This window comes from Pseudolysinimonas sp. (assembly GCF_057350545.1).
This window is the reverse complement of the sequence record NZ_JBMRCP010000043.1, coordinates 1-19,161: the sequence shown is the minus strand read 5'-3', so window position 1 is coordinate 19,161 and position 19,161 is coordinate 1. Positions and strand designations below refer to the sequence as shown.

Below are 19,161 nucleotides of genomic sequence, written 5' to 3'. Positions count from 1 at the left end.
GCTACCCGACCACCGAGGGCAGGTCGACGACGAAGCGGGCGCCGCCGAGGGGCGACTCCGCGACGTGCACCGACCCGCCGTGGGCGCGGGCGATCTCGGCGACGATCGCGAGCCCGAGACCGCTGCCGCCGGCATCCCGCGCCCGCCCCTCGTCGAGTCGCACGAACCGCTCGAACACCCGCTCACGTTCCTCGGCGGGGATGCCCGCACCGTCGTCGTCGACGGTCAGCTCGACGCGGCCCCCGTGCGCCCGTACGGCGAAGGCGACGCGCGAGGTCGCGTGCCGCGCCGCGTTGTCGGCGAGGTTGCGGGTGAGGCGCGCCAGCATCCGCTCGTCACCCTCGTAGCGCGCGGCCGTCACGCCCGAGGTGTCGACCGTGACGGCTCCCGCGTCCCGGAGGCGTCGGGCGTCGGCCAGCACGAGGTCGTCGAGGTCGACGGGGCGGCGGGCGAGTGCGAGCGCGCCCTCGTCGAGTCGCGTGAGCAACAGCAACTGCTCGACCAGGTCCTGCAGGCGCGCACCCTCGGCGAGCACGACGTCGGCGAGCTCACCGTCGCCGAGACGGTCGGGATGCGCGCGCGCGACCTCGGCGTGCTGGCGGATCGAGGCGAGGGGAGACCGCAGCTCGTGCGAGGCGTCGGTGACGACCCGGCGCTGAGCTCGCGCCGCCCCGTCGAGCCGCGCGAGCATCCTGTTCATCGTGCGCGCGAGTTGCCCGACCTCGTCGTCGGTCGGCGGCTCGGCCACGCGGCGATCGAGTTCGGCGGGACCGATCGCGTCGACCTCGCGACGGATCGTGTCCACGGGCCGCAGCGCTCGACCGACGACCAGCCAGGTGAGCAGCGCGACGACCACGAGCAGCACGGGCACCGCCGCGAGCAGGATGCCGGACACCGTCGCCGAGGCACGGAGCGCGTCGTCGAGGGGGAGGGCGAGCCGCAGGTCGTAGTCGTCGCCGGCGATCGTCGTCGCGCGCGTGACGAGTACGTGCTCGGCGCCGTCGATGAGCGCGCGCGTCGGCCGGACGACGTGCGGGAGGGTGAGGCGGTCGGCGTCGTCCGAGGTCGCGACGAGGGTGTCGTCGACGTAGAGCTGCTGCAGCGCGTCGTCGATCTCAGGCAGTCGGGTCGCTCCCGACGCCTCGAGCAGCGACGCCGTGGCCTCGGCATCCCGTTCGGCGGTCTCGGCGACACCCGCGACGAGCGCGTCCTCCATGAGCCGCACGAGCAGCACCGAGCCGATCGCGAGGGCGAGCGCGATCACGAGCGTCGCGGCGACCGTCGTGCGCAGCCGCACGCTGAGGCCCCGCCGTCCCCGCTCAGCCACCCGCGGCATCCAACCGGTAACCGGCGCCGCGCAGTGTCTCGATCGCGGCGCGTCCGAACGGACGGTCGACCTTGTTGCGCAGGTGGCGGATGTACACCTCGACGATGTTCGGGTCGCCGTCGAAGTCGAAGTCCCAGACGTTGCCGAGGATGTCGGACTTCGGCACCGCCTCGCCCTTGCGGCGCGCGAGGTACTCGAGCACGGCGAACTCGCGGGCGGTCAGCGGGATGTCGGTGTCGCCGCGGGTGACCCGGCGGGAGGCGGGGTCGACCCGCAGGTCGCCGGCCTCGAGCACGACCGGTCGCTCGCGAGACGCCTCGCCTCGACGCACGAGCGCGCGCAGCCGCGCGAGCAGCAGGGGATAGGAGAACGGTTTCGTGAGGTAGTCGTCGGCGCCCGTGTCGAGCGCCTCGATCTGGTCCCAGTCGCCGTCCTTCGCCGTGAGCATGAGGATCGGCGTCGTGTCGCCCTCGTCGCGCAGCGTGCGGCAGACGGCGTAGCCCGACATCCCGGGCATCATGATGTCGAGCACGAGCACGTCGTAGTCGTTCTCGCGGGCGAGCCACAACCCGTCGGTGCCGGTGTGCGCGACGTCGACCGCGATGCCCTCGGCCTCGAGCCCGCGGCGGAGGGCGGCGGCGAGACGTTCCTCGTCGTCGACCACGAGCACGCGCATCCGCCCAGTCTCCTGGATGCGCGCTGAAGCGGCGCTGAAGAAGTGCGGCGCTTATCTGCCCGATTCGTGCTGTGCGCGTCGGGCACACCGGAACCCGAATCGGGCAAACAGCGTCGGAGGGGATGGGTATCGTGCGGGCATGGCGACCGATCCGCAGGTTCTCGACTGGCTGCTCGACTCCGACCCCGCGCTGCGCTGGCAGGTCGAGCGCGATCTCGCGGGCGCGCCGCCCGAAGTGTGGCAGGCGACGCGCGAACGGGTCGCGGCCGAGGGATTCGGGGCGCGGCTGCTCGCGCTGCAGGGCGACGACGGGCAGTGGGAGGGCGGCGCCTACTTCCCGGCGGGGTTCTTCGACAGCCCCGAGAAAGACGAGCCGGGGCAGCCGTGGACGGCGACGACGTGGAGCCTCAACTCGCTGCGCGAGTGGGGGATGCCCGCCGACGCGATGGGCGACACCGCCGAGAGACTGGCCGCGAACTCGACGTGGGAATACGACGACCTGCCCTACTGGGGCGGTGAGGTGGATGTCTGCATCAACGCCTTCACGCTCGGCAACGGCGCCTGGCTCGGGGTCGACATGTCGACGCTCGCGCAGTGGTTCGTCGAACACCGGCAGGAGGAGGGTGGCTGGAACTGCGAGGCCGAGGAGGGGTCGGGCTCGACCCGCTCGTCGGCGCATTCCACCCTCAACGCGGTGCGCGGCCTGCTCGACTACGAGCGCCGCACGGGCGACACGAGCGTGCGCGAGGCACGCCGCACGGGTGAGGAGTACCTGCTCGAACGGCACCTGCTGCGCAAGCTCACGAGCGGCGACGAGCTCGTGAAGGGTGTGCGCGCGGCGGCCTATCCGTTCCGGCACCACCACAACGTGCTGCGGGCGACCGACCACTTCCGGCGCGCGGCGCTGCACGACGGCACGGCGCCCGACCCGCGCCTCGAGGAGGCGGTCGAGATCCTGCGCAGCAAGCGCCAGCCCGACGGCCGGTTCCTGCAAGACAACCGGTATCCCGGGCGCATGCACTTCGAGGTCGACGTGCCCGAGGGCGAGCCGTCGCCGTGGGTCACCTTCTACGCGACCCGCGTGCTCGAGTGGTGGGATGCCGCGCGGGGCTGACCCGAGCCGGGCTAGGCCGCCCGCAGCGACGCCGTGGCCTCGGTGATCGCCTGATCGAGGATCTCCACGCCGAGGGCGAGCTCCTCCTCGGTGCTCGTGAGCGCGGGCGCGATGCGGAAGGTGCCGCCCGATCCGGGGAGCTGCACGATGTTCATGTGCAGGCCGAGTTCGAGGCAGCGCCGTGTGATCGCGTGCCCCAGTTCGTCGGAGCTCTGCTTCGTCTCCCGGTCGAGCACGAGCTCGATGCCCTGCAGCAGCCCGCGGCCGCGCACATCGCCGACCACGGGATGCCGGTCCTGCAACTCGAGCAGGCCGCGGCGGAGGACGGCGCCGAGCTCGGCGGCCCGCACGTCGAGGGAGTCGCGCTCGAGCACATCCAGCACGGTGTTGCCGACGGCGGCGACGAGCGGATCGGAGACGTGCGTCGTGAAGAACAGGAAGCCGAGGTCGTACGCCTCCTGCTCGATCGCCGCCGACGTCACGACGGCCGCGAGCGGGAGCCCCGCGCCGAGGGTCTTCGAGAGGGTGAGGATGTCGGGCACGATGCCGTCGCGCTCGAACGCATACCACTGACCGGTGCGGCACAGGCCGGTCTGCGCCTCGTCGAGGATGAGCAGCATGCCGCGCTCCTCGCACTTCTGCTTGAGTGCGGCGAGGTAGCCGAGGGGCGGCTCGATGATGCCCCCCGAGCTGAGGATCGGCTCGACGAGGCAGGCCGCGAGCGAGCCGGTCGACTGCGCGTCGACGAGGGCGAACGCGACGTCGAGCTGTTTCCTCCAGTCGAAGCGGCCGTCGGCGTCGACGAAGTCGGGACGATAGGAGTCGGGTGTCGGGATCACGAGGTTGCCCGGCGCGGTGGGGCCGTAGCCCTTGCGCCCCGCGACGTAGGTCGCCGCGGCGGCCGCGTGCGTCATCCCGTGCCACGACCGCGCGAACGACACGATCTCGTGCCTGCCGGTCACGAGCTTCGCGAGGCGGATGGCGGCCTCGTTCGACTCGGCGCCGGTCGTGAGCAGCAGCACCTTCTCGAGCGGATCGGGGAGTGACGCCGCGAGTCGGCGGGAGAGGTCGACGACGGGTCGGGAGAGCATCCCGCTGTAGAGGTGATCGAGCCGGGCGACCTGCCGTTGCACGGTCGCGACGATGTCGGGGTGGGAGTGCCCGAGGATCGAGCTCATCTGGCCCGACGTGAAGTCGAGGATCTTCTTCCCGCTCTCGGTGTACACGAAGCTGCCTTCGGCGCGCTCGAGGATCTCGGGCACGAAGGTGGCGCCGTAGCGCAGCACGTGGGCGTCGGTGTCGGCCCAGAAGTCGTCGGTCATGCCTCGACGGTAGGAGGAGACGCTGTGCGCGTCCATCGCGATAATCCGGCTACGCTGTGCGGAGATCGCGAACAGGAGGCGCGTGGTGCTCAACCTCGGGCGGCTGCGCCTCCTCGACGTCTTCGCCCGAGTGGGGACCGTGCGGGCGACCGCGGCCGAACTCGTCCTGAGCGCCTCCGCGGTGTCGCAGCAACTCGCCCTCCTCGAGACCGAGACGGGGGCCGTGCTGTTCGAACGCGTCGGGCGCCGGATGACGCTCACCGCGGCGGGCGAGCTGCTCGCCGACCGCGCGCGGAGTCTGCTCGATCATGCCGACGCGGTCGATGCCGAAGTATCCGACCTGGCGACGGGGCCCGCAGGGCGGGTGCGGGTCGGCGGCTTCGCGAGCTCCCTCTCGTCGCTCCTGATCCCTCACGTGCGCCGGCTCGCGCTCGGGAGTCCGCGCCTCGAGGTCGAGCTGGTCGAGATCGAGCCGCGCGAGGCGACGACGGCGCTGCTGCAGGGTCGCCTCGACGTCGTCGTCACGGTCGACGAGGGCGACGGCACCCTGCTCGCCCCGACCATCTCCGTCCTCCCGCTCGCGACCGACCCGCTGCTCGCGGTGCTTCCCGACGGGCACCCGCTGTCATCCGCCGCCCGGGTCTCGCTCACGGACCTCGCCGCCGAGCGCTGGGCGCTCGACCACGCGGGCACCTACCTCGGCGAGCTCGTGCCCCGGGCCTGTCGGCTCGCCGGGTTCGAGCCGCGGGTCGCCGGCAGGTTCTCGAGTTACGGCGTGCTGCTCACCCATGTCGCGAGCACGGGCTCGGTGGGCGTGCTCCCCGCGCTCGCCGTCGCGGGTGCGGCGGGAGTCGTCGCTCGGCCGGTCGCCGAGCTCGCCGACCGGCGGATCGTCGTGGCGATGCGCACGGGATCGAGCCGGCGCCGTGCGGTCAGCGCCGTGGTGGAGGCTCTGCGGTGGGCGGCGTCGCGGGAAGACTGACCGCCTCGAGGTCCGCGGCGGCCTCCTCCGGTCCCGCGGGGGCGACGGGGTCGCGTCGATGCCGCGTGACGAGGTACGACCCCGAGAGCACGAGCACGAAGCCGACGATCGTGCCGGCTGTCACCGGCTCGTGCAGGAAGATCGCACCGGCGAGGATCGCCACCGCAGGATTCACGTAGGTGATCGCCGACATCCGCACGGGGCCGATCTCACCGACGAGCGCGATCATGAGCACGAAGGCGAGCGCCGAGCAGACGACCGCGAGCACGACGATCGCGACGATCACCTCGGTGCTGGGCCAGGCGGTCGGGAATCCTCCCGTGAACGCGACGACCGGGATGTAGACGACCGCCGCCGCCCCGAGCGAGACGGCGACCACGCCGATGCCGGGCAGCTCGGGCACCCACTTGGCGAGGATCGCCGGTCCGAGCGCGTAGCCGACGACGACCACCGCCACCTGGGCGACCGCGATGAGGTCGGACCCGGCGACGTCGAGACCGACGAGCGCGGCGACCCCGGCCATCCCGACCGCGATGCCGACCCAGTTGTACCAGGCGAACTTCACCGCACGCCCGAGCAGGATCGCGACCCCGACACCCGCGAGCGGCACCGCCGAGATGAGCAGGCCCGCCGTCGACGAGGGCAGCCGCTGCTCGGCCGAGTTGAGGAAGAACCACGGCACGACGATCTCGACGATCGTGTACGCGAGCATCGGCTTCCACCGACGCAGCACGGGCAGGATCTCGCGCCGGAACAGGGCGAGGGGCAGCAGCAGCACCGCGGCGAGCCCGGCACGGGCCAGCACGACCATCGCCGGCTCGAGCTCGTCCACCGCGATCTTGATGAACAGATACGGGATGCCCCACGCGATTCCCAGCGCGACGAACAGGATCAGGCCGCGTCGCGTCACCGGCCCATTCTGCTCCTGACCGCCGACATCCGCCGTCGACTTCTCGCCGCGTCGCGACGCGAAACCGTCAGTCGTGCTCGTCGGGATCGACGGGGGCGTCGGCGCCGTCGCGCTCGTCGCGGTCCGCCCACCCGAGCAGCGGCGCGAGGTCGAACACCGCGTCGTCGATGCCGGCGTGCAAGTCGCCCAGTTCCGCGTAGCGCGCGGGCACCGTCGCGATGGTGAAGTCACGCGGCGAGACGTCGTCGATCTCGTCCCAGCGGATCGGCGTCGACACGGTCGCCTCGGGGTTCCCGCGCACCGAGTACGCGGCGGCGATCGTGTGGTCGCGCGCGTTCTGGTTGTAGTCGACGAAGACGGCGGCCGGATCGCGGTCTTTGCGCCACCACGTCGTCGTCACGTCGCCGGGCGCCCGGCGCTCCACCTCGCGTGCGAAGGCGAGGGCCGCGCGACGCACGTCGTCGAAGCCGTGGTCGGGCTTCACCCGCACGTAGACGTGCAGCCCCTTGCCGCCCGACGTCTTCGGGAAGCCCGTCGCGCCCAGCTCATCCAGCACCTCGTGGGCGACGTGGGCGACGCGCTGCACGGTGTCGAACGTGCACGCGTCGCCGGGGTCGAGGTCGATGCGCCACTCGTCGGGCTTCTCGACATCCGCTCGTCGGCTGTTCCACGGGTGGAACTCGACGGTCGACATCTGCACCGCCCAGATCACCTGCGCGAGCTGCGTCACACACACCTCGTCGGCCGTGCGGGAGTAGCGCGGGAAGAACACGCGCACGGTCTCCATCCACGGCGGGGCGCCGTGCGGGATGCGCTTCTGGTGCACGTTCTCGCCCGTGACGCCCTCCGGGAACCGATGCAGCATCGTCGGCCGCTCGCGCAGGGCGTTCACGATGCCGTCACCGACCGAGAGGTAGTACTCGACGAGGTCGAGCTTCGTCTCGCCGCGCGCCGGGAAGTACACGCGGTCGGGGTTGCTGATGCGTACCGTGTGCTCGCCGACCTCGAGCTCGACCGCGGGGGACGTCGCCTTCGCCATCCGCCCATCCTGCTCCGCCGAACGTGTGCGGGCGAGAGGGTGCGGTCGCGGGGGAGCAGTGGGTAGGCTCGACGGGATGACTGGGAACGATGCCACATCGGAGTGGCCCACCGACACGTCCGCCGACCCCGCACCCCTCGGGATCGCCGTCCTCGGCTTCTGGCACGTGCACGCCGACGACTACGCGCGGCTCGCCACCGAGCATCCGGGAACGCGCCTCGTGGCGGCGTGGGAGCCGGATGCCGACCGAGGTCGCGAGGGAGCGGCGCGGCTCGGGGTCGAGTTCGTCGCCGACCTCGACGAGCTGCTCGCGCGGTCCGACGTCGACGGCGTCACCGTGACGACCGCGACGTCCGAGCACCCCGAGGTGATCCGGGCCGCGCTCGAGGCCGGGAGGCACGTCTTCACCGAGAAGCTGCTCGCGGGGTCGACCGCGGACGCCGAAGAGCTCGTCGAACTCGCGGCACGGCTCGAGCGCGCCCTCGTCGTCTCGCTGCCACGGCTCGCCGAACCCGTCGCCGTGACCATCAGGCGCCTCGTCGCCGACGGGGCCCTCGGCGACCTCACCTACGCGCGCGTGCGGATGGCCCACGACGGCTGGGTCGGCGGGTGGCTCCCCGAGCGTTTCGCCGACCCCGCGGCGGCCCTGGGCGGCGCGCTAGCCGACCTCGGCTGCCATCCCGTCTACCTCGTGCAGGACCTGCTCGGCGCCCGACCCGACGACGTGCGGGCCGCCTACACGCGGATGACCGATCACGCGGTCGAGGACAACGCGGTCGTGACGATGTCGTACGCGAGCGGCGCGATCGGGGTGGCCGAGGCGAGCTTCGTGACGACGCCCGGCGCCTTCGCCGTCGAGGTGCGCGGCACCGCGGGCAGCCTGCTCTACGGCTTCGGCCGTGAGGCGCTGATCGGCAAGGGCGGCGCCCTCGGCGACGACTGGACCGAGGTGCCCCTCGACGCCGCCCAGCCGAGCCCGTTCGACACCTGGGTCGCCGCGATGCCCACGGGCGCCGCGACCCCCGCCAACTCCGCCGCCGCGATCGAACTCACCCGAGTCGTCGAGCGCGCGAACTCCGCCGCCACCGCCTGACCCTCTTGGAGCATCCCGTGAACACCGCCGCGCCCACCCTCGACCGCGTCCGCATCGGCCTCATCGGCGCCGGCGGCATCGCCGGAGCCCACGTCGCCGGCTTCCTGCGCAACCCCGACACCGTCACCTTCGCCGCGGTGGCCGACCCGGTCGCCGAGAACGCCGAGCGTCGCGCCGCGGGCACCGAGGCCGCGATCTACGCGTCGTACACCGACATGCTCGCCGACGCGCACCTCGACGCCGTCGACATCTGCCTGCCGCACCACCTGCACCGCGACGCGATCGTCGCCGCGGCCGAGGCCGGCAAGCACGTGCTGTGCGAGAAGCCGCTGTGCCTCACGCAGGCGGAGGCCGCCGACATCCGCGCCGCTGTGCGCGCCCACGGCGTCACCGTGATGTGCGCCCACAACCAGCTCTTCCTGCCGGCGGTCGCCGCGGCCCGCGCGACGATCGACAGCGGCGTGCTCGGCCAGATCTACGAGGTGCGCACGACCGACTCGTTCTACAACGACTTCAACCCCGAGAACATGGGGTGGCGCGCGCACGCCGCGACGAGCGGCGGCGGCGAGCTCATCGACACGGGCTATCACCCGACCTACCTCTTGCTGCACCTCGCGGGCGGCGCCCCGGTCGAGGTCTCCGCGATGCTCAGCCGGCACCGCCTCGCGTTCATGGAGGGCGAGGACTCCGCGCAGGTGCTCGTGCGCTTCGACAACGGCGTGCTGGGCAGCCTGACGACGAGCTGGGCCTACCAGCCCGCGCCGGGCACCGAGCGGTTCTCGGTCGTCGGTGAGAAGGGGTCGCTCACGAGCGACGGCACCTCGCTCACCGTGAGGATCCGCGGCGAGCGCCAAACCTCGACCTTCGACTTCGAGGCCGTGCACGAGTTCGCCGCCGAGGTCGGGCACTTCGCCGAGTGCCTCCGCACGGGGGCGCGCCCGATCCACACCGAGGAGGAAGGCATCCAGGTGCTCGGCATCATCCTCGCCGCGTACCGCTCCGTCGAGGAGCGCGCCGTGGCACCCGTGCTCGGCTAGACCCCGTACGCGACGTCGTCGAGCGAGCCGAGCGGGTAGTTCGCCGGATACGGCCTGGTCGCGACACCCGAGTCGATCGCGGCGCGGGCGACGGCCGACGACACCGCGCCGAGCAGTCGCGGGTCGAGGGGCTTCGGGATGATGTACTCCGTGCCGAACTCGAAATGGGTGCCGTCGTAGGCCGCCTCGACGGATGCCGGAACGGGTTCGCGGGCGAGGTCGCGCAGGGCGTGCACGGCCGCGATTTTCATCGCCTCGTTGATCACCGACGCGCGCACGTCGAGCGCACCGCGGAAGATGAACGGGAAGCCGAGCACGTTGTTGACCTGGTTCGGGTAGTCGCTGCGGCCGGTCGCGACGATGACGTCGGAGCGCGTCGCCTTCGCGACCTCGGGGAGGATCTCCGGGTCGGGGTTCGCCATCGCGAACACGATCGGCCGGTCGGCCATCGACAGCAGCATCTCGGGCGTCAGCACGCCCGGACCGGAGACGCCGAGGAAGACGTCGGCGCCGTCGAGCGCGTCGGCGAGGGTGCGGGCCGCGGTCTCGCGCACGAACTCGCGCTTGTACCCGTTGAGGTCGGTGCGGCCCGTGTGCACGACGCCGGTCGAGTCGACGAGCACGAGGTTGGCCGCCGGCGCGCCGAGGGCGTGCAGCAGGCGGAACGTGGCGATGCCCGCGGCTCCCGCTCCCGCGCACACGATCCGCACGTCGCCGAACGACTTCTCCTGGATCTCGAGCGCGTTCAGCAGCGCCGCGGCCGCGATGACCGCGGTGCCGTGCTGGTCGTCGTGGAAGACCGGGATATCGCAGCGCTCGATCAGCTGCCGCTCGATCTCGAAGCACTGCGGGGCCGCGATGTCTTCGAGGTTGATGCCGCCGAAGGTCGGGGCGATCGCGGCGACGACGTCGACGAACCGGTCGACGTCGCGCGTGTCGACCTCGATGTCGAACACGTCGATGCCGGCGAAATGGCGGAACAGCACGCCTTTGCCCTCCATCACGGGCTTCGAGGCGAGGCCGCCGAGGTCTCCGAGTCCCAGGATCGCGGTGCCGTTGCTGATCACCGCGACGAGGTTGCCCTTGCCGGTGAAGCGGTAGGCGTCGGCCGGATCCGCGGCGATCGCGCGCACCGGCGCGGCGACGCCGGGGGAGTAGGCGAGCGCGAGGTCGCGCGCATCCTCAGTCTTCTTGGTGAGCTCGACGCTCAGTTTTCCGGGGCGGGGGAACTCGTGGTACTCGAGCGCAGCGGTGGTCAGATCGTCGGGCGTCATCGTGGGCAGCATCCTGCAGGAGAGGGGCGCGCATCGGGTGGCGGGTCGAGCACCGGGTGGGGCACTCGAATGACGAGGCGACGGAGAGAAGAAGGGCCGGATCACGGCGTGCGTCGCTCAGCCTAGCGTGAACGTGGTAGGCAGGTCGTCGTGCGTTACTGGCTCGCGAAGAACCTCCTCGTGGTTCCCCTCCTCAGGGTGCTCTTCCGCTACGAGGTGCACGGGCACCACAACATCCCGAAGCACGGTGCCGCGATCATCGCGAGCAACCACCTCGCCATCCTCGATTCGGCGTTCGTGCCCGGCGCGCTCCGACGCCACGTGTCGTTCCTCGTGAAGGAGCAGTGGTTCGCCGGCAAAGGCTTCGGGGCGTGGGTTCGGCGCAGCTTCATGGGCGCGATGAAGCAGCTCGAGATCGATCGCGGCGGCGGCTCGGCGTCGGTGTCGGCGCTCGGCGGCGGAGTCGATGTGCTGCGTGAGGGCCGGCTGCTCGGTATCTACCCCGAGGGCACCCGTAGCCCCGATGGCCGCCTGCACCGGGGCCGCACCGGCATCGCCCGACTGCTGCTCGACAACCCCGTGCCCGTCATCCCCACCTCGATCTCGGGAAGCCGCGCGATCATGCCGCGGGGCTCGAAGTTCCCGAGGTTCGGGGTGCGCATCATCGTGACGTTCGGCGAGCCGCTCGACTTCTCGCGCTACGCCGGGCTGGTCGAGGACCGCTTCGTGCTGCGCTCGATCACCGACGAGATCATGCACGAGATCCGCAAGCTCAGCGGCCAGGAGTACGTCGACGTGTACGCCTCGAACGCGCGCCGTCCCGCGCGTCCGACGGTCGACGCGCCGTGAGCGCGGGGGCCACCTGGTCGGGCACCCACGTCTTCACCGCCCCCGCCCTGGTCGAGGCGGACACCGTGGATGCCGTGCGGCACGTCGTGCGCGCGGGCGGACCGGTGCGGGCGCTCGGCACCCGGCACTCGTTCCACGACCTCGCCGATACGACGGGCACCCTCGTGACCGTCACCGGCATCCCGGCCGATCCCGTGCTCGACGAAGCCCGTCGCGAGGTGACCGTCGGAGCCGGCACACGGTACGGCGTGCTCGCCCTGTGGCTCGAGGAACGCGGCTGGGCGTTGCACAACCTGGGCTCGCTGCCGCACATCTCGATCGGGGGTGCGACGGCGACCGGCACGCACGGCTCGGGTGACCGCAACGGCGGCCTCGCGACGGCGGTGCGTGCGCTCGAGTACGTCGACGCGTCAGGCGAACTCGCACGCGTCGAGCGGGGGGATGCCGACTTCCCGGCGCTCGTCGTCGGACTCGGCGCGTTCGGGATCGTCACGCGCATCACCCTCGCGATCGAGCCGAGCTACCTCGTGCGGCAGACGGTCGCGCAGGGACTCACGTGGGACGAGCTGCTCGCCGATCCGGCGGCGGTCACCGGCTCGGCCTACAGCGTGAGCGTCTTCACGACGTGGGAGGGCGACGTCGCCGGGGACGTCTGGCGTAAGTCGATGATCGACCCGCAGCGGCAGCCGCTCGACGGGTTCGAGCAGCTCACGACCCCCGTCGTACCGCTCGCCGGGTCGACCGAGAACCTCACGCCCCAGAACGGCGTGCCGGGTGCGTGGTGCGAGCAGCTGCCGCACTTCCGGCTCGACTCGACCCCGAGCTTCGGCGACGAGATCCAGTCCGAATACTTCGTCGCCCGCTCCGATGCCGTGCCGGCGCTCACCGCCGTGCGCGCCCTCGCCGCCGAGATCACCCCGCACCTCGTCGTGAGCGAGCTGCGCACGGCCTCCGCCGACGACCTGTGGCTGAGCGGCGCATTCGAGCGCGACACGCTCGCGATCCACTTCACCTGGCGCAAGCGTCCCGCGGAGGTGCGGGCGCTGCTGCCGAGGATCGAGGCGGTTCTCGCCCCGTTCGAGGCGCGCCCGCACTGGGGCAAGTGGCACACGATCGGAGCCGACGACGTCCGGGCTCGCGTCCCGCGGCTCGGGGATGCGCGCGCGGTGTTCGAGCGACTCGACCCCGAGGGACGGTTCGCGAACGACCACCTGCGCCGTCTCGGGCTGCGCTGAGGCTCAGCCGATCATCCGGAGGGCGTCGACGACACTCTGCAGATGTGCCCGAGTCTCCGCCTCGGCGCGGGCGGCATCGCGAGCGATGATCGCGTCGATGATCGCCGCGTGCTCCGGGGCCGACACGGCGGCGCGGCCGGGGTAGAACGCGAGCCGGAACTGGTGACGCACACCCTGGGCGCGCAGACGTTCCAGGATCGCGACCGCCGTCGGGTGCTGCGCGAGCTCGCGGATGCGGCGGTCGAGCTGCTGGTTGAGGCGCGAGTACTCGAAGAGGTCCGACTCGGAGGCCGTGAGGATGTCGCTGCGCAGCTTCCGGAACTCGGCGATCTCGCTCTCGGTGATGTTCTCGGCGGCTTTCGCGGCGCACAGCCCTTCGAGGTTCATGCGCACCTCGAGGATCTCGATCGCCTCCGCGAGAGGGATGGCGCGCACACGTGATCCGCGGTTGGGCAGGCGGTCGACGAGTCCCTCCGCGCCGAGCTCGAGGAGCGCCGTGCGCACGGCCGCGCGGCTCGCGTTGTAGGTCGCGGAGAGGTCGGCCTCGATGAGGCGCTGGTTCGGCGCGTACTCTCCGGAGACGATCGCGTCGCGCAGCACTCTCGTCAGGTCGGTGCGCGTCGCCGTCGAGGTCACGCCGCCATCCTAGGAATCCTCGCCCTGCAACGCGCGCAGCCACGCGATCGTGCCGTCGGTCATCCGCGGCGGCGTGCCGATCTCCTGGAGGAACGCGCGGGTGTCGAGCATCTCGTGCTCGCGGCGTCCGGCGTGCAGACGCGTGCCGTCGAGCAGTCGCTGAACGAGGGCGTCGCCGTCGGGTCCGAGCTCGGCCGCGAGCTGTGCGCGCATCTCCGCGGTCGCACCGACCCGCTCCGCCGCGTCGAGACTCTCGAAGACGAGGCCGGCGAGCCCCTTCATGAAGACACTGCGCACGAGCTTGAGCGCGGCGGCGTCACCCGATGCCGACCCCACGACCCGGATGGGCAGCCCGAGCCCGGCGAGCGCCGCCGCCGCCGCCGGAGCACCGTCGCCGCTCGCGAGCAGCTCGGTGGCGATGCCGGCTCGCGGTACCGGGGCCATGACGGCGACATCCGCAAAAGGGACGCCGGCCGCTCCCGCGCGCTCGGCGAGCCCGCGTTTCTGGGCGGGCGCTCCGGTGTTGAAGTCGGCGAAGGCGGAGGTGGCGGACATCCCGGGCAGTGCCGCGGCGAGCACCTCGTCGGCCGCGCGTGCGCCGACCAGGCTGAGCACGAGCGCCGCCCCGTCGACGGTGTCGTCGATGCTGCCGCCGCGGGCGACGCCCGGCACCTCGTCGACGACGGGATCGAACCCGACGACGTCGGCACCGCGCTCCGCGAGCCCCCGGGCGTAGATCGCCCCGGCTTCGCCGAGCCCCAGCACCGCGATCCTCATGCGGGGATGCTACGCGATTGTCGACAATCTCGTAGACGTTCTCGGGTCCGGGTCGCCGACGTGCCAGTTTCTGCAGAACGAAGCGCGCGACGTGCCCGAATATGGGCACGTCGCGCGCTGGGCGAAGCGGGTTACTTCGCGGCGGTGCGCCAGCCGCCCTGGTACTCGGTGCGCGCGGTCTCCGCGTAGGGGACGGGCGACACGACGACGCGGATCTCGACCTGCCGGTGCGGCTGCACGGTCGTCTTCTCCGAGTTCGGGTTCTCGCCCCAGAGGAGCGTGAGCTCGGTGCCGACCTCGACGTCGGGCGCGACGGTCGCGAGCGACAGCGCCCGACGCTCGTTCGCCGAGTAGCCGGTGAACATCGAGACGCCCACGTTCGTGCCGTCGGCATCCACGATCGCGTCGAAGTTCGACGAGCCGTAGTTCGCGTTCGGCAGGTCGAAGAACATGGCACCGTCCGACTCGTCGGGCGTGAAGTACGAGCCGAAGATCTTGTCCCGCACGTCGTCGCTGTTCCACGCGAGGGTGACCTTCTTGCGCTGCGTCGTCGGGTCGATCTTCTCGAGCGCGTCGCGACCGATGAAGTCGTGGTCGAACTTCACGAACGAGCCGTAGCCGAGCTCCCACGGGGTCGTGTAGTAGTCCTCGATGTTCTCCGAGTAGAACGATCCGGCGAGGGCGTTCATCGACTCGTACTCGCCGACGCCCGTCCACTCGCGGAATCCGCGCTCCTCCTCGGAGGAGTAGACCGCGGGGAGCGGCGAGGGGATCCAGCCCGACTCGAGCGTGTTCGACGAGTAGGCGCGCGAGCCGACCGGCTCGAGACCGAACTCCGCCCCCGCCTCGAGGATCGTCGTGCGGATCTTCTCGGCGTCGGCGTACGGGCCGTAGATCTCGAGGCCCGGCGCGCCGGCCATGCCGTGGCGCAGCGTGCGGATCTGGAGCCCGGCGACGTTCATGTGCCCGAGGTGGAAGAACTTCACCTTGTCGACGGGGCCGCCGTTGACCTTCTCGATGATGTCCCAGGCGGCGGGACCCTGGATCTGCAGGCGCCAGAGCTTGCGGCTCACGGCGTTGCCGTAGGGCCGCGAGTTGGAGCGGCGGTCGACCTCGATCTCGACGTCGTACCCGCCCTTCTCGGCCTGGTAGAGCAGCCAGTTCGACACCGGGGCGCGGCCGACGTACGTGTACTCGTCGTCGGATTCGCGGAACAGGATGCCGTCGCCGATGACGCCGCCGTTGGAGGCGACGGGCACGAGCTGCTTGGCCGTGTTGACCGGGAAGTTCTCCGGCGAGTTGATCATCGTGTCGCTGAGGAGCTTGATCGCACCGGGACCCTTGAGGAAGAGGTTGTCCATGTGGTGCGACTGGTCGAACAGCACGGCCGTCTCACGCCAGGCGCGCTGCTCGCGTCGCCAGTTCGTGAACTCGGCGGGCACCACGGGGTAGATGTAGGCACCGAGCTTGTTGTTGCGCAGCATGTCGACGGGGTTACCCGCCGCGTCGATCTTCTGCTGGAGGTTCTGAGGGGCGTTCATCGCGTTCTCCTGACGTCGTCGTCGCGTTGGAGGACAGACTACCTACCGACATAGGTAGTTGTACAGGATGTCCACTGGGTGGGATCCCGACCCTTGGATTGCAGCCAGAATTGTCTACAATCGCGGGCATGAGGAACGTCATCGTCACCGACCCCCCGCGCACCCCGGTCGCCGACCTCGACCGGCTCGCGGAGTACGGGGTCGCGACGGTGCACGAGGCCTACGGACGCACAGGACTCGTCGGCACCTCGCTCCAGCCCCTCCAGCAGGGTGCACGCATCGCCGGCTCCGCCGTCACGGTACTGTCCTGGCCCGGCGACAACCTCATGATCCACGCCGCCATCGAGCAGTGCCAGGCGGGCGACATCCTCGTCGTCACCACCAACTCGCCCTCGCTCGACGGCTCGTTCGGCGAACTGTTCGCCACCCAGCTGCAGCGACGCGGCGTGCGCGGGCTCGTCACCACGGGTGGAGTGCGGGATGCCGTCGACCTCCGCGCGATGGGCTTCCACGTCTGGTCGGCTGCCGTCAACGCGCAGGGCACCGTCAAAGCGACGCCGGGCGCCGTGAACGTGCCCATCGTCGTCGGGGGCGTCGTCGTGAACCCGGGGGACGCGGTCATCGCCGACGACGACGGCGTCATGGTCGTGCCGCGGCTCGACGTCGCGCGCGCGATCGACGCGTCGCAGGCGCGCACCGACAAGGAGGCCGCCGCGCGTGCCGCGTACCTCGAGGGCGCCGTCAGCATGGACCAGAACAAGCTCCGCGGCGTCCTCGCCGACCTCGGCGTCACCTACGAGCCCTACGCGGACTGAGACCGTGGACACCGGCATCCGCTGCATGCTCATGCGGGGCGGCACGTCGAAGGGGGCGTTCTTCCTCGCGTCCGACCTGCCCGACGACATCGCCGAGCGGGATCGGATCCTGCTCGGCGTCATGGGAAGCCCCGACCCGACGCAGATCGACGGTGTCGGGGGAGGACATCCACTGCGCAGCAAGGTCGCGATCGTCTCGCCGTCCGCCGAAGACGGGGTCGACCTCGACTACCTCTTCCTCCAGGTCGGCGTCGACACCGCGACCGTCTCGACCACCCAGACCTGCGGCAACATGCTCGCCGCCGTCGGACCGTTCGCCGTCGAGCGGGGGCTCCTCCCGGCGGGCGGCGACACGACGACCGCGCGCATCCGCCTGCTCAACACGGGCGACCTCGCCCTCGAGACCTTCCCCACCCCGGGCGGGAGGCCGCAGTACTCGGGCGACACCGAGATCGACGGCGTGCCCGGCACCGCGGCGGCCATCGAGATCGAGATGGGCGACGAGGCCACCGCGAAGGAGCTCTTCCCGACGGGCGCCCTCGTCGACGACGTCGGCGGCCACCGCGCGACCCTCGTCGACAACGGGATGCCCGTCGTGCTGCTCGACGCCGCCGAGTTCGGCCTCGCCGGCGACGAGAGCCCCGAGCAGCTCGAAGAGAACACCGCCCTCGCCGCCGACATCGAGAAGGTGCGACTGCTCGCCGGACCCCTCATGGGCCTCGGGGATGTCGCCGAGCAGACGGTGCCGAAGATGTTCCTGCTCTCCGCCCCCCGTCGCGGCGGCGACCTCACCACGCGCGGCTTCATCCCGCGGAGAGTGCACACCTCGATCGGTGTGCTCATGGCCGCCTCCATCGCCGCCGCCGCCCGCATCCCGGGCACCGTCGCCGCCGACCTCGCGGCCCAGGGGGACGACGACCTCACCCGGCTCGAGCACCCCGGCGGGACGTTCGACGCGAAGGTGCGCGTCTACGACGTCGCCGGCACGTGGAAAGGCACCTCGACCTCGATCCGCACCGCTCGCAAACTGTTCGACGGCACCGTCTATCCCAAGGAGAACCCATGACCACCCCCGGCCCGCGCGACATCGCCCACCTCGGAGGGCTCGAGCTCTTCACCAACAAGTTCGACGAGTCGTACTGGTTCTTCACCGAGCTGCTCGCGATGCGCGAAGTCGGCCGGTCCGGCGACTCCGTGTACCTGCGCACGTGGGACACCTACGAGCGCTGGACGCTCAAACTCACCGGCGCCGACCAGTCCGGCGTCGGCAACGTCTCGATGCGTGCCGCCTCGCCCGAAGCACTCGACCGCGTCGTCGCCTCCGTCGAAGCCTCCGGGCGTGGCACCGGGTGGGTCGACGGCGAAGAGGGCGTCGGACGCAGCTACACCTTCACCGACCCCGACGGTCATCCGATGAGCATCTACTGGGACACCACCTGGTACGAAGCCACCGACGACAAGCCCGCCCTCAAGAATCAGGCGTCGCGCTTCCCGGGCCGCGGCGTCAACGCCCGGCGCCTCGACCACGTCAACTACCTCGGCGCGAGCGTCGAAGAGAACGGCGAATTCATGTCGGAGGTGCTCGGCCTCGAGTGCACCGAGCTCATCCGCCTCGACTCCGGCAAGATCGGCGCCCAGTGGTTCCACATGGGCAACAAGTCGTACGACATCGTCTACTCGTCCGACCACACCGGATCGACCGGGCGCCTCCACCACATCGCCTTCGCCCCCGACACGCGCGAGGACATCCTCAAAGCCGCCGACATCTTCCTCGAGAACGGCATCCACATCGAGTCCGGCCCGCACAAGCACGCCATCCAGCAGACGTTCTTCCTCTACGTCTGGGAGCCCGGCGGCAACCGCCTCGAATTCGCCAACGCCGGCGCCCGCCTCATGCTCGCGCCCGACTGGAAGACGATCGAGTGGACCGAGGAGGAGCGCAAGAAGGGTCAGGCCTGGGGCATGAAGACCATCGAGACGTTCCACACGCACGGCACCCCGCGGCTGCCCGGCCAGGACTGAGCGGGGCCGCGCGTCCTCAGTCGCGGAGGGCGTTGCGCGCCAGACGCAGGAGCGCGGCGAACTGCTCCACCTGCTCGGGCGTCATCCCGGACAGCATCCGATCCTCGACGTCGCGCACGTGCGGTGCGACGTCGAGGATCTTCTCCTCGCCTGCGGGCGTGATGTAGAGCAGGATCTGCCGCCCGTGGCTGGGGTCGGCCTCGCGTCGGGCGAATCCCATCTCGACGAGGGCCGCGACGACTTCGGCCATCGTCTGGGCGCGCACGAAGGATCGGCGGGCGAGCTCCGACGACGTGATGCCGGGCAGGCGGTGCAGGACGGTGAGCGCGGTGTACTGCGCGTAGTTGAGGCCGTGCTCCTCGACGCGCTCGAGGAAGGGGCGCCGCACGCCGAGCTCGACCTGCTTCACGAGGTAAATGAGTCCGCGGTCGCTGTCGATCTGCACGCCTCTACCAATCCGTTCCGTCGGGTGTCGCGCCTCCTCGTCGGCTCTCTCGACCTCGAGGATTGTT

At 71.1% G+C, this 19,161-nt stretch carries 19 protein-coding genes; 9 read left to right on the top strand and 10 right to left on the bottom strand.

Features of this window, described 5'->3' with window-relative positions; genetic code table 11:
• Position 1: 1 nt before the first annotated feature.
• Together ACO1X9_RS05565 and ACO1X9_RS05560 are read right to left on the bottom strand one after the other, a co-directional pair.
• On the bottom strand, positions 2–1,327 hold the full coding sequence (locus ACO1X9_RS05565) for a sensor histidine kinase (RefSeq protein WP_486349836.1): 1,326 nt from the start codon (positions 1,325–1,327) through the stop codon (positions 2–4).
• On the bottom strand, positions 1,320–2,003 hold the full coding sequence (locus tag ACO1X9_RS05560) for a response regulator transcription factor (protein ID WP_486349835.1): 684 nt from the start codon (positions 2,001–2,003) through the stop codon (positions 1,320–1,322). The genes ACO1X9_RS05565 and ACO1X9_RS05560 overlap by 8 nt, the downstream gene beginning before the upstream one ends.
• Positions 2,004–2,142: 139 nt before the next feature.
• Between ACO1X9_RS05560 and ACO1X9_RS05555 the strand changes: the two genes are divergently transcribed.
• A complete protein-coding gene (locus ACO1X9_RS05555; protein WP_486349834.1) occupies positions 2,143–3,117 on the top strand; it encodes a squalene cyclase in 975 nt (324 codons plus the stop codon).
• An 11-nt stretch (positions 3,118–3,128) separates the two neighbouring features.
• Here ACO1X9_RS05555 and ACO1X9_RS05550 read toward each other — a convergent pair whose 3' ends face one another.
• A complete protein-coding gene (locus ACO1X9_RS05550) occupies positions 3,129–4,439 on the bottom strand; it encodes an aspartate aminotransferase family protein (RefSeq protein WP_486349833.1) in 1,311 nt (436 codons plus the stop codon).
• Positions 4,440–4,521: 82 nt separating this feature from the next.
• On the opposite strand from ACO1X9_RS05550, the gene ACO1X9_RS05545 reads away from it, so the two are divergent.
• On the top strand, positions 4,522–5,421 hold the full coding sequence (locus ACO1X9_RS05545) for a LysR family transcriptional regulator (RefSeq protein WP_486349832.1): 900 nt from the start codon (positions 4,522–4,524) through the stop codon (positions 5,419–5,421).
• On the opposite strand, the gene ACO1X9_RS05540 is transcribed toward ACO1X9_RS05545, so the two are convergent.
• Positions 5,372–6,331, bottom strand: a complete 960-nt coding sequence (locus ACO1X9_RS05540) for a DMT family transporter (protein WP_486349831.1) — start codon at positions 6,329–6,331, stop codon at positions 5,372–5,374. The two genes, ACO1X9_RS05545 and ACO1X9_RS05540, sit on opposite strands and share 50 nt — an antisense overlap.
• Before the next feature lie 67 nt (positions 6,332–6,398).
• A complete protein-coding gene (ligD, locus tag ACO1X9_RS05535; RefSeq protein WP_486349830.1) occupies positions 6,399–7,370 on the bottom strand; it encodes a non-homologous end-joining DNA ligase in 972 nt (323 codons plus the stop codon).
• Positions 7,371–7,446: 76 nt separating this feature from the next.
• On the opposite strand from ligD, the gene ACO1X9_RS05530 reads away from it, so the two are divergent.
• On the top strand, positions 7,447–8,463 hold the full coding sequence (locus ACO1X9_RS05530) for a Gfo/Idh/MocA family protein (RefSeq protein WP_486349829.1): 1,017 nt from the start codon (positions 7,447–7,449) through the stop codon (positions 8,461–8,463).
• A 5-nt stretch (positions 8,464–8,468) separates the two neighbouring features.
• The gene (locus ACO1X9_RS05525; protein ID WP_486349828.1) at positions 8,469–9,500 is read left to right on the top strand and encodes a Gfo/Idh/MocA family protein; all 1,032 of its coding nucleotides are present in this window, start codon (positions 8,469–8,471) and stop codon (positions 9,498–9,500) included.
• Here ACO1X9_RS05525 and ACO1X9_RS05520 read toward each other — a convergent pair.
• A complete protein-coding gene (locus tag ACO1X9_RS05520) occupies positions 9,497–10,774 on the bottom strand; it encodes a malic enzyme-like NAD(P)-binding protein (RefSeq protein WP_486349827.1) in 1,278 nt (425 codons plus the stop codon). The two genes, ACO1X9_RS05525 and ACO1X9_RS05520, sit on opposite strands and share 4 nt — an antisense overlap.
• 150 nt (positions 10,775–10,924) lie before the next feature.
• Here ACO1X9_RS05520 and ACO1X9_RS05515 point away from each other — a divergent pair, with 150 nt between their 5' ends.
• Both ACO1X9_RS05515 and ACO1X9_RS05510 read left to right on the top strand, forming a co-directional pair.
• On the top strand, positions 10,925–11,623 hold the full coding sequence (locus ACO1X9_RS05515) for a lysophospholipid acyltransferase family protein (RefSeq protein WP_486349826.1): 699 nt from the start codon (positions 10,925–10,927) through the stop codon (positions 11,621–11,623).
• Positions 11,620–12,858, top strand: coding sequence for a D-arabinono-1,4-lactone oxidase (locus tag ACO1X9_RS05510; protein ID WP_486349825.1), 1,239 nt, complete (start codon positions 11,620–11,622; stop codon positions 12,856–12,858). The genes ACO1X9_RS05515 and ACO1X9_RS05510 overlap by 4 nt, the downstream gene beginning before the upstream one ends.
• Positions 12,859–12,861: 3 nt before the next feature.
• Here ACO1X9_RS05510 and ACO1X9_RS05505 read toward each other — a convergent pair whose 3' ends face one another.
• The 3 genes from ACO1X9_RS05505 to ligM form a co-directional block, all read right to left on the bottom strand.
• Positions 12,862–13,494, bottom strand: a complete 633-nt coding sequence (locus tag ACO1X9_RS05505; RefSeq protein WP_486349824.1) for a GntR family transcriptional regulator — start codon at positions 13,492–13,494, stop codon at positions 12,862–12,864.
• 9 nt (positions 13,495–13,503) lie between these two features.
• Positions 13,504–14,271 (bottom strand): NAD(P)-dependent oxidoreductase, encoded by a 768-nt coding sequence (locus ACO1X9_RS05500; RefSeq protein WP_486349823.1) that lies wholly within the window; start codon positions 14,269–14,271, stop codon positions 13,504–13,506.
• 131 nt (positions 14,272–14,402) lie between these two features.
• Entirely contained in the window at positions 14,403–15,812 is a 1,410-nt protein-coding gene (gene ligM, locus ACO1X9_RS05495) for a vanillate/3-O-methylgallate O-demethylase (RefSeq protein WP_486349822.1), read from the bottom strand.
• Between the two features lie 128 nt (positions 15,813–15,940).
• Here ligM and ACO1X9_RS05490 point away from each other — a divergent pair, with 128 nt between their 5' ends.
• The 3 genes from ACO1X9_RS05490 to ACO1X9_RS05480 are packed head-to-tail and all read left to right on the top strand — an operon-like array spanning position 15,941 to position 18,649.
• Positions 15,941–16,627: a 4-carboxy-4-hydroxy-2-oxoadipate aldolase/oxaloacetate decarboxylase gene (locus tag ACO1X9_RS05490; RefSeq protein WP_486349821.1), complete on the top strand. Its 687-nt coding sequence runs from the start codon at positions 15,941–15,943 to the stop codon at positions 16,625–16,627.
• 4 nt (positions 16,628–16,631) lie between these two features.
• A complete protein-coding gene (locus ACO1X9_RS05485; protein ID WP_486349820.1) occupies positions 16,632–17,693 on the top strand; it encodes a 4-oxalomesaconate tautomerase in 1,062 nt (353 codons plus the stop codon).
• A complete protein-coding gene (locus ACO1X9_RS05480; RefSeq protein ID WP_486349819.1) occupies positions 17,690–18,649 on the top strand; it encodes a VOC family protein in 960 nt (319 codons plus the stop codon). Before ACO1X9_RS05485 ends, ACO1X9_RS05480 begins: the two co-directional genes overlap by 4 nt.
• Before the next feature lie 16 nt (positions 18,650–18,665).
• Here ACO1X9_RS05480 and ACO1X9_RS05475 read toward each other — a convergent pair whose 3' ends face one another.
• Entirely contained in the window at positions 18,666–19,094 is a 429-nt protein-coding gene (locus ACO1X9_RS05475) for a MarR family winged helix-turn-helix transcriptional regulator (protein WP_486349818.1), read from the bottom strand.
• Positions 19,095–19,161: the final 67 nt, after the last annotated feature.

Excerpts from the sequence above, each read along its gene's own strand:
- ACO1X9_RS05530 (WP_486349829.1), top strand. The coding sequence starts at position 7,447 with ATGACTGGGAACGATGCCACATCGGAGTGGCCCACCGACACGTCCGCC.
- ACO1X9_RS05555 (WP_486349834.1), top strand. The coding sequence starts at position 2,143 with ATGGCGACCGATCCGCAGGTTCTCGACTGGCTGCTCGACTCCGACCCC.
- ligD (WP_486349830.1), bottom strand. The coding sequence starts at position 7,370 with ATGGCGAAGGCGACGTCCCCCGCGGTCGAGCTCGAGGTCGGCGAGCAC.
- ACO1X9_RS05490 (WP_486349821.1), top strand. The coding sequence starts at position 15,941 with ATGAGGAACGTCATCGTCACCGACCCCCCGCGCACCCCGGTCGCCGAC.
- ACO1X9_RS05480 (WP_486349819.1), top strand. The coding sequence starts at position 17,690 with ATGACCACCCCCGGCCCGCGCGACATCGCCCACCTCGGAGGGCTCGAG.
- ACO1X9_RS05500 (WP_486349823.1), bottom strand. The coding sequence starts at position 14,271 with ATGAGGATCGCGGTGCTGGGGCTCGGCGAAGCCGGGGCGATCTACGCC.
- ligM (WP_486349822.1), bottom strand. The coding sequence starts at position 15,812 with ATGAACGCCCCTCAGAACCTCCAGCAGAAGATCGACGCGGCGGGTAAC.
- ACO1X9_RS05560 (WP_486349835.1), bottom strand. The coding sequence starts at position 2,003 with ATGCGCGTGCTCGTGGTCGACGACGAGGAACGTCTCGCCGCCGCCCTC.
- ACO1X9_RS05520 (WP_486349827.1), bottom strand. The coding sequence starts at position 10,774 with ATGACGCCCGACGATCTGACCACCGCTGCGCTCGAGTACCACGAGTTC.
- ACO1X9_RS05550 (WP_486349833.1), bottom strand. The coding sequence starts at position 4,439 with ATGACCGACGACTTCTGGGCCGACACCGACGCCCACGTGCTGCGCTAC.